The organism is Citrobacter sp. wls827, assembly GCF_005280875.1.
GTDB lineage: Bacteria > Pseudomonadota > Gammaproteobacteria > Enterobacterales > Enterobacteriaceae > Citrobacter > Citrobacter youngae.
The window spans coordinates 224737-231832 of sequence record NZ_SZWR01000018.1; the positions used below are offsets into that span (position 1 = coordinate 224737).

General features: G+C 54.9%; 5 protein-coding genes. All 5 read left to right on the plus strand.

Annotated elements, in window-relative coordinates; translation table 11 throughout:
* Positions 1-31 precede the first annotated feature (31 nt).
* The 5 genes from ubiI (at position 32) to FDX03_RS14345 (ending at position 7049) form a co-directional block, all read left to right on the plus strand.
* Complete coding sequence (gene ubiI / locus FDX03_RS14325; RefSeq protein ID WP_086523440.1) at positions 32-1234, plus strand: FAD-dependent 2-octaprenylphenol hydroxylase; 1203 nt, start codon at positions 32-34, stop codon at positions 1232-1234.
* Positions 1235-1686: 452 nt separating this feature from the next.
* Positions 1687-2781 (plus strand): glycine cleavage system aminomethyltransferase GcvT, encoded by a 1095-nt coding sequence (gene gcvT / locus FDX03_RS14330; protein ID WP_137346098.1) that lies wholly within the window; start codon positions 1687-1689, stop codon positions 2779-2781.
* Between the two features lie 25 nt (positions 2782-2806).
* Positions 2807-3196 (plus strand): glycine cleavage system protein GcvH, encoded by a 390-nt coding sequence (gene gcvH / locus FDX03_RS14335; RefSeq protein WP_003026965.1) that lies wholly within the window; start codon positions 2807-2809, stop codon positions 3194-3196.
* Positions 3197-3370: 174 nt separating this feature from the next.
* A complete protein-coding gene (gcvP, locus tag FDX03_RS14340; protein ID WP_048213170.1) occupies positions 3371-6244 on the plus strand; it encodes an aminomethyl-transferring glycine dehydrogenase in 2874 nt (957 codons plus the stop codon).
* 61 nt (positions 6245-6305) lie between these two features.
* Positions 6306-7049: an SDR family oxidoreductase gene (locus FDX03_RS14345; RefSeq protein WP_137346099.1), complete on the plus strand. Its 744-nt coding sequence runs from the start codon at positions 6306-6308 to the stop codon at positions 7047-7049.
* Positions 7050-7096: the final 47 nt, after the last annotated feature.

The window sequence follows — 7096 nt, forward strand, 5'->3', positions numbered from 1 at the left end:
CCTACGGTTTACAGGTTTCGAGGTATAAACAGTGCAAAGTGTTGATGTAGCAATTGTGGGTGGCGGCATGGTGGGACTGGCGGTTGCCTGCGGCTTGCAGGGCAGCGGGTTGCGCGTTGCGGTGTTGGAACAACATGTCCCGCAGCCTTTGGCGGCGGATGCACCTCCTCAGCTTCGCGTATCGGCTATTAATGCCGCCAGCGAAAAACTGCTGACCCGTCTTGGCGTCTGGTCCGATATTGTAGCCCGTCGCGCTTGCTGCTACCACGGCATGGAAGTCTGGGACAAAGACAGCTTTGGACGTATTGCGTTTGATGACCAGAGCATGGGCTACAGCCATTTGGGGCACATTGTCGAAAACTCAGAGATTCATTATGCGCTGTGGCAAAAGGCGCAGCGTTCAGCGGATATTACGCTGATGGCACCTGCTGAATTACAGCAGGTGGCCTGGGGTGAGAACGAAGCATTTCTGACCCTGAAAGATGGCGCAATGCTGACGGCCCGCCTGGTCGTCGGTGCTGATGGTGCTAACTCCTGGCTGCGCAACAAAGCGGATATTCCGCTCACCTTCTGGGATTATCGTCATCATGCGCTGGTGGCGACTATCCGTACGCAGGAAGCGCACGGTGCGGTTGCGCGTCAGGCGTTTCACGGCGAGGGGATCCTGGCATTCCTGCCGCTCAGCGATCCACACTTGTGTTCTATCGTCTGGTCGCTCTCGCCGCAGGAAGCAGAACGTATGCAGCAGGCAAGCGTAGACGAATTCAATCAGGCGCTGAATATCGCTTTTGATAATCGTCTGGGGCTGTGCAGCCTTGAGAGCGAACGCCAGACGTTTCCGCTGACTGGACGCTATGCCCGCCAGTTTGCCGCCCATCGTATGGCCCTGGTGGGTGATGCGGCGCATACCATCCACCCGCTGGCGGGTCAGGGGGTAAACCTTGGCTTCATGGATGCGGCGGAGCTGATCGACGAGCTTAAGCGGCTACAGCGTCAGGGCAAAGATATTGGTCAGTACCTCTATCTGCGCCGTTATGAACGTAGCCGTAAGCACAGCGCAGCGCTGATGTTGGCGGGGATGCAGGGTTTCCGTGAACTGTTTGCTGGCGAGAATCCGGCTAAAAAACTGCTGCGTGATATTGGTCTGAAACTGGCCGATACCCTGCCAGGCGTAAAACCGCAACTCATCCGCCAGGCGATGGGACTGAACGATCTTCCTGAGTGGCTACGCTAGTGTCCGTAAGGACAATCTTAAGAGTTTGAAACCCGTCACACTTTCCTCTCCCGGCCTGCGCGCCGGGATGGTTCTCTCATTTGAAATAATCTAATTCCACGCCTTTTTTCGCATTAGTTTTTTTAATATTACGTTTTTTTCATAACGCCATTTTTGACATTTTTTCCACATTTAATATGGATTGATACGGCTTAACTTCGCTTATATATGTCTGTTGTTCTGATGTATTGGCATTTTACTGGTTTTTTATGCTGTCGTCGATCTGGTCATTTTTAGTCATAAGCTAATGTGATGGTTAATTTTGCCTTATGGTTTAGCGTCTGTTTCGGTGGTAAGTTCAGGACAAAGAGAACGTTTGCGTCGCAGCCCCTGGAGCGGCTGTGGTGCTGGGTTTCGTGGCGACAATTTCACCGCGAAAGAGTTGATAGCCCCGCTTATTCAACGAGGAAAAGATGGCTCAACAGACTCCTTTGTACGAACAACACACGCTATGTGGCGCGCGCATGGTTGATTTCCATGGCTGGATGATGCCGCTGCATTACGGCTCTCAGCTCGATGAGCACCATGCTGTCCGCACCGATGCCGGTATGTTTGATGTGTCGCATATGACCATCGTCGACCTGCGCGGCAGCCGCACCCGGGAGTTCTTGCGTTATCTGCTGGCAAACGACGTCGCGAAGCTAACGAAGACAGGCAAAGCCCTCTACTCCGGTATGCTCAACGCTTCGGGCGGCGTGATAGATGACCTGATTGTCTATTACTTCACTGAAGATTTCTTCCGCCTCGTTGTAAACTCCGCCACCCGCGAAAAAGACCTCTCCTGGATTACCCAACACGCTGAACCATACGCTATCGACATCACCGTTCGTGACGACCTGTCGCTGATCGCGGTACAGGGACCAAACGCGCAGGCAAAAGCAGCCACCCTGTTTACTGACGAGCAACGCCATGCAGTTGAAGGTATGAAACCTTTCTTCGGCGTTCAGGCGGGTGACTTGTTTATCGCAACCACTGGTTATACCGGCGAAGCGGGATATGAAATTGCCATGCCGAATGAAAAGGCCGCGGATTTCTGGCGTGCGCTGGTCGAAGCCGGTGTTCAGCCTTGCGGTCTGGGCGCGCGTGATACGCTGCGTTTAGAAGCTGGTATGAACCTGTACGGTCAGGAGATGGACGAAGGCATTTCTCCGCTGGCGGCCAACATGGGCTGGACCATCGCATGGGAACCGGCTGACCGCGACTTTATCGGTCGTGAAGCGTTGGAAATGCAGCGTGAAAAAGGCCACGAACAACTGGTCGGGCTGGTGATGACCGAGAAAGGCGTGCTGCGTAATGAACTGCCGGTGCGCTTCACCGATGCTTCTGGCAACCAGCATGAAGGCATTATCACCAGCGGGACATTCTCCCCAACCCTGGGTTACAGCATCGCGTTGGCGCGTGTCCCTGCGGGTATCGGCGAAACTGCGATCGTGCAGATCCGTAACCGCGAAATGCCGGTAAAAGTGACTAAACCTGTTTTTGTGCGTAACGGCAAAGCCGTCGCGTAATTCATCCTTTTTTGGAGATTGATTGATGAGCAACGTACCTGCAGAACTGAAATACAGCAAAGAACACGAATGGCTGCGCAAAGAAGCTGACGGCTCTTACACCGTTGGTATCACCGAACACGCTCAGGAGCTGTTAGGTGACATGGTTTTCGTTGACCTGCCAGAAGTTGGCGCCACCGTCAGCGCGGGCGATGATTGTGCCGTTGCGGAGTCCGTAAAAGCGGCATCCGATATCTATGCGCCAGTAGGCGGTGAGATTGTGGCGGTTAACGACGCGCTCAGCGACTCCCCGGAACTGGTCAACAGCGAGCCGTATGCGGGCGGCTGGATTTTCAAAATCAAAGCCAGCGATGAAAGCGAAATTGAATCGCTGCTGGATGCGACCGCATACGAAGCTTTGTTAGAAGACGAGTAAATACGCTTCATCCTTCACGTTGCAGGTGTGTTGGCTTCCTCGCCCACCCCAGTCACTTACTTATGTAAGCTCCTGGGGATGTGCTGCGTCGCCGTCCTGCAACGCGAATTATTTTGCGTATTCAGGTAAGTAGAGACACCTACGATTCACTGCACGTTTCAGGAACCATCGCCCATGACACAGACGTTAAGCCAGCTTGAAAACAGCGGCGCTTTCATTGAACGCCACATCGGACCGGACGCCGCGCAGCAGCAAGAGATGCTGAATGCGGTTGGCGCCGAGTCGTTAAACGCGCTGATCGGCCAGATTGTACCGAAAGACATTCAGCTCGCAACCCCGCCACAGGTGGGCGAGGCGGCGACCGAATACGCTGCGCTGGCTGAATTAAAAGCCATCGCTGGGCGTAACAAGCGCTTCACGTCCTACATTGGCATGGGCTACACCGCCGTGCAGCTGCCACCGGTAATCCTGCGCAACATGCTGGAAAACCCAGGTTGGTACACCGCATACACGCCGTATCAGCCGGAAGTCTCTCAGGGGCGTCTGGAAGCTCTGCTGAACTTCCAACAGGTCACACTGGATCTGACGGGGCTGGATATGGCTTCCGCTTCTCTGCTGGATGAAGCCACCGCGGCCGCTGAAGCCATGGCGATGGCCAAACGTGTCAGCAAACTGAAAAACGCCAACCGCTTCTTCGTTGCGGCTGATGTTCATCCGCAAACGCTGGACGTCGTGCGTACCCGTGCACAAACCTTTGGTTTTGACGTGATTGTTGATGACGCGGCGAAAGCACTGGATCACCAGGATGTGTTTGGCGTGCTGTTGCAGCAGGTTGGCACCACCGGTGAAGTGCATGACTACAGCAAACTGATTACCGAGCTGAAATCCCGTAAAGTTGTGGTCAGTGTCGCTGCCGACTTTATGGCGCTGGTACTGCTGACTGCTCCGGGCAAACAGGGCGCGGATATCGTTTTCGGTTCTGCACAACGCTTCGGCGTACCGATGGGTTACGGTGGCCCACACGCGGCATTCTTCGCCGCTAAAGACGAATTCAAACGCTCCATGCCAGGCCGTATTATCGGCGTCTCCAAAGATGCGGCGGGCAATACCGCACTGCGCATGGCGATGCAGACTCGTGAGCAGCATATCCGCCGCGAGAAAGCGAACTCCAACATTTGTACCTCGCAGGTCCTGCTGGCCAACATCGCCAGTCTGTATGCTGTTTATCATGGTCCAGTTGGCCTGAAACGCATTGCTAATCGCATCCACCGCCTGACTGATATCCTGGCGGCCGGCCTGCAACAGAAAGGGCTGAAGCTGCGCCATGCGCACTACTTCGACACTCTGTGTGTTGAAGTGGCCGACAAAGCGGCGGTACTGGCGCGTGCTGAAGCGGCAGAAATCAACCTGCGTAGCGATATCCATAACGCGGTAGGTATTACGCTCGATGAAACCACCACCCGTGAAAACGTGGTGCAGTTGTTCAATGTTCTGCTGGGCGACAGTCACGGCCTGAACATCGATACGCTGGATAAAGACGTGGCGCTCGACAGCCGTTCTATTCAGGAAAGCATGCTGCGTGACGATGCGATCCTCAGTCATCCGGTGTTTAATCGCTATCACAGCGAAACCGAGATGATGCGTTATATGCACTCGCTGGAGCGCAAAGATCTGGCGCTGAACCAGGCAATGATCCCGCTGGGTTCCTGCACCATGAAACTCAACGCCGCTGCCGAGATGATCCCAATCACCTGGCCTGAATTCGCTGAGCTGCATCCGTTCTGCCCGCCAGAGCAGGCTGAAGGTTATCACCAGATGATCGGCCAGCTTTCCGAGTGGCTGGTAAAACTGACCGGTTATGATGCCGTCTGCATGCAGCCGAACTCCGGCGCGCAGGGCGAGTATGCGGGTCTGCTGGCGATTCGTCATTATCACGAAAGCCGTAACGAAGGTCATCGCGATATCTGCCTGATCCCGGCCTCTGCCCACGGTACTAACCCGGCATCTGCACAGATGGCGGGTATGCAGGTCGTGGTTGTCGCCTGTGATAAGAACGGCAACATCGACCTGGACGATCTGCGAGCAAAAGCAGAACAACATGCCGACAACCTTTCTTGCATCATGGTGACCTACCCATCCACCCACGGCGTTTATGAAGAAACGATCCGTGAAGTGTGCGACGTTGTGCACCAGTTCGGCGGCCAGGTTTACCTTGATGGCGCGAACATGAACGCTCAGGTTGGGATCACCACGCCGGGCTTTATTGGCGCAGATGTCTCGCACCTCAACCTGCATAAAACCTTCTGCATTCCGCACGGCGGCGGCGGCCCAGGTATGGGACCGATCGGCGTGAAATCACATCTGGCACCGTTTGTACCGGGCCACAGCGTAGTGCAAATTGAAGGGATGCTGACCCGTCAGGGCGCAGTTTCTGCGGCGCCGTTCGGTAGCGCATCCATTTTGCCAATCAGCTGGATGTACATCCGTATGATGGGCGCAGAAGGTCTGAAGCAGGCAAGCCAGGTGGCGATCCTTAACGCTAACTACATTGCCAGCCGTCTGAAAGATGCTTATCCGGTACTGTATACCGGTCGCGATGGTCGCGTGGCGCATGAATGTATTCTCGACATTCGCCCACTGAAAGAAGAGACCGGCATCAGCGAACTGGATATTGCCAAGCGCCTGATCGATTACGGTTTCCATGCGCCGACCATGTCCTTCCCGGTCGCGGGTACCCTGATGGTTGAACCGACTGAATCTGAAAGCAAAGTGGAACTGGATCGCTTTATCAATGCGATGCTGGCAATCCGCGCTGAGATCGATCGCGTGAAAGCCGGTGAATGGTCACTGGAAGATAACCCGCTGGTTAACTCACCGCACACGCAAAACGAGCTGGTAGCGGAGTGGAACCACGGTTATAGCCGCGAAATCGCCGTCTTCCCGGCGGGTGTGGCGAACAAATACTGGCCAACCGTGAAACGCCTTGATGATGTTTACGGTGACCGTAACCTGTTCTGCTCCTGCGTACCGATGAGCGAATATCAGTAATCTGCTGATTCAACTATCTTTTAAAGGCGCTTCGGCGCCTTTATTTTTTGGGAGAAACGTTATGGCTATAGCATTGGTGACGGGCGGCAGTCGTGGCATTGGTCGAGCAACCGCGCTGCAATTGGCGCAAGAGGGTTACACGGTCGCCGTGAATTTTCATCACAATATTCATGCGGCAACCGAGGTGGTGAACAACATCGTCGCTGCAGGCGGTAAAGCATTTGCTTTGCGTGCGGATATCAGTGATGAAAGCCAGGTGGTGGCAATGTTTGAGTCTATTGACCGTGAAGGCGAGCCGCTGACTGCCCTGGTGAATAATGCCGGGCTCTTGTTTGAGCAAAGCTCGGTCGAAAACTTAACCGCTGAACGCATTAATCGCGTTCTGGGGACCAATGTTACCGGCTATTTTCTGTGCTGTCGGGAAGCGGTAAAGCGAATGTCGTTTAAGCATGGTAGTCAGGGCGGGGCGATTGTGAATGTCTCTTCAGCGGCATCGCGGCTTGGTGCGCCATTCGAATATGTTGATTACGCGGCCTCGAAAGGCGCTGTGGACACGCTCACCACCGGCCTGGCGCTGGAGGTTGCTGCGCAGGGTATCCGCGTGAACGGTGTGCGACCGGGTCTTATCTACACTGAAATGCATGCGTCAGGCGGCGAGCCGGGAAGGGTCGATCGCGTGAAATCTATGTTGCCTATGCAGCGTGGCGGGCAGCCGGAAGAAGTCGCGCAGGCAATTACCTGGCTACTGAGCGAGAAGGCATCTTACGTAACGGGCAGTTTTCTGGAACTGGCGGGCGGGAAGTAGGGACTTGATTGCCGGATGGCGCAGCGCCATCCGGCAAAAAATCACAA

What these genes read in the sequence shown, in the direction of transcription:
- gcvP (WP_048213170.1), top strand. Translation starts at nt 3,371, where the DNA reads ATGACACAGACGTTAAGCCAGCTTGAAAACAGCGGCGCTTTCATTGAA.
- gcvH (WP_003026965.1), top strand. Translation starts at nt 2,807, where the DNA reads ATGAGCAACGTACCTGCAGAACTGAAATACAGCAAAGAACACGAATGG.
- gcvT (WP_137346098.1), top strand. Translation starts at nt 1,687, where the DNA reads ATGGCTCAACAGACTCCTTTGTACGAACAACACACGCTATGTGGCGCG.
- FDX03_RS14345 (WP_137346099.1), top strand. Translation starts at nt 6,306, where the DNA reads ATGGCTATAGCATTGGTGACGGGCGGCAGTCGTGGCATTGGTCGAGCA.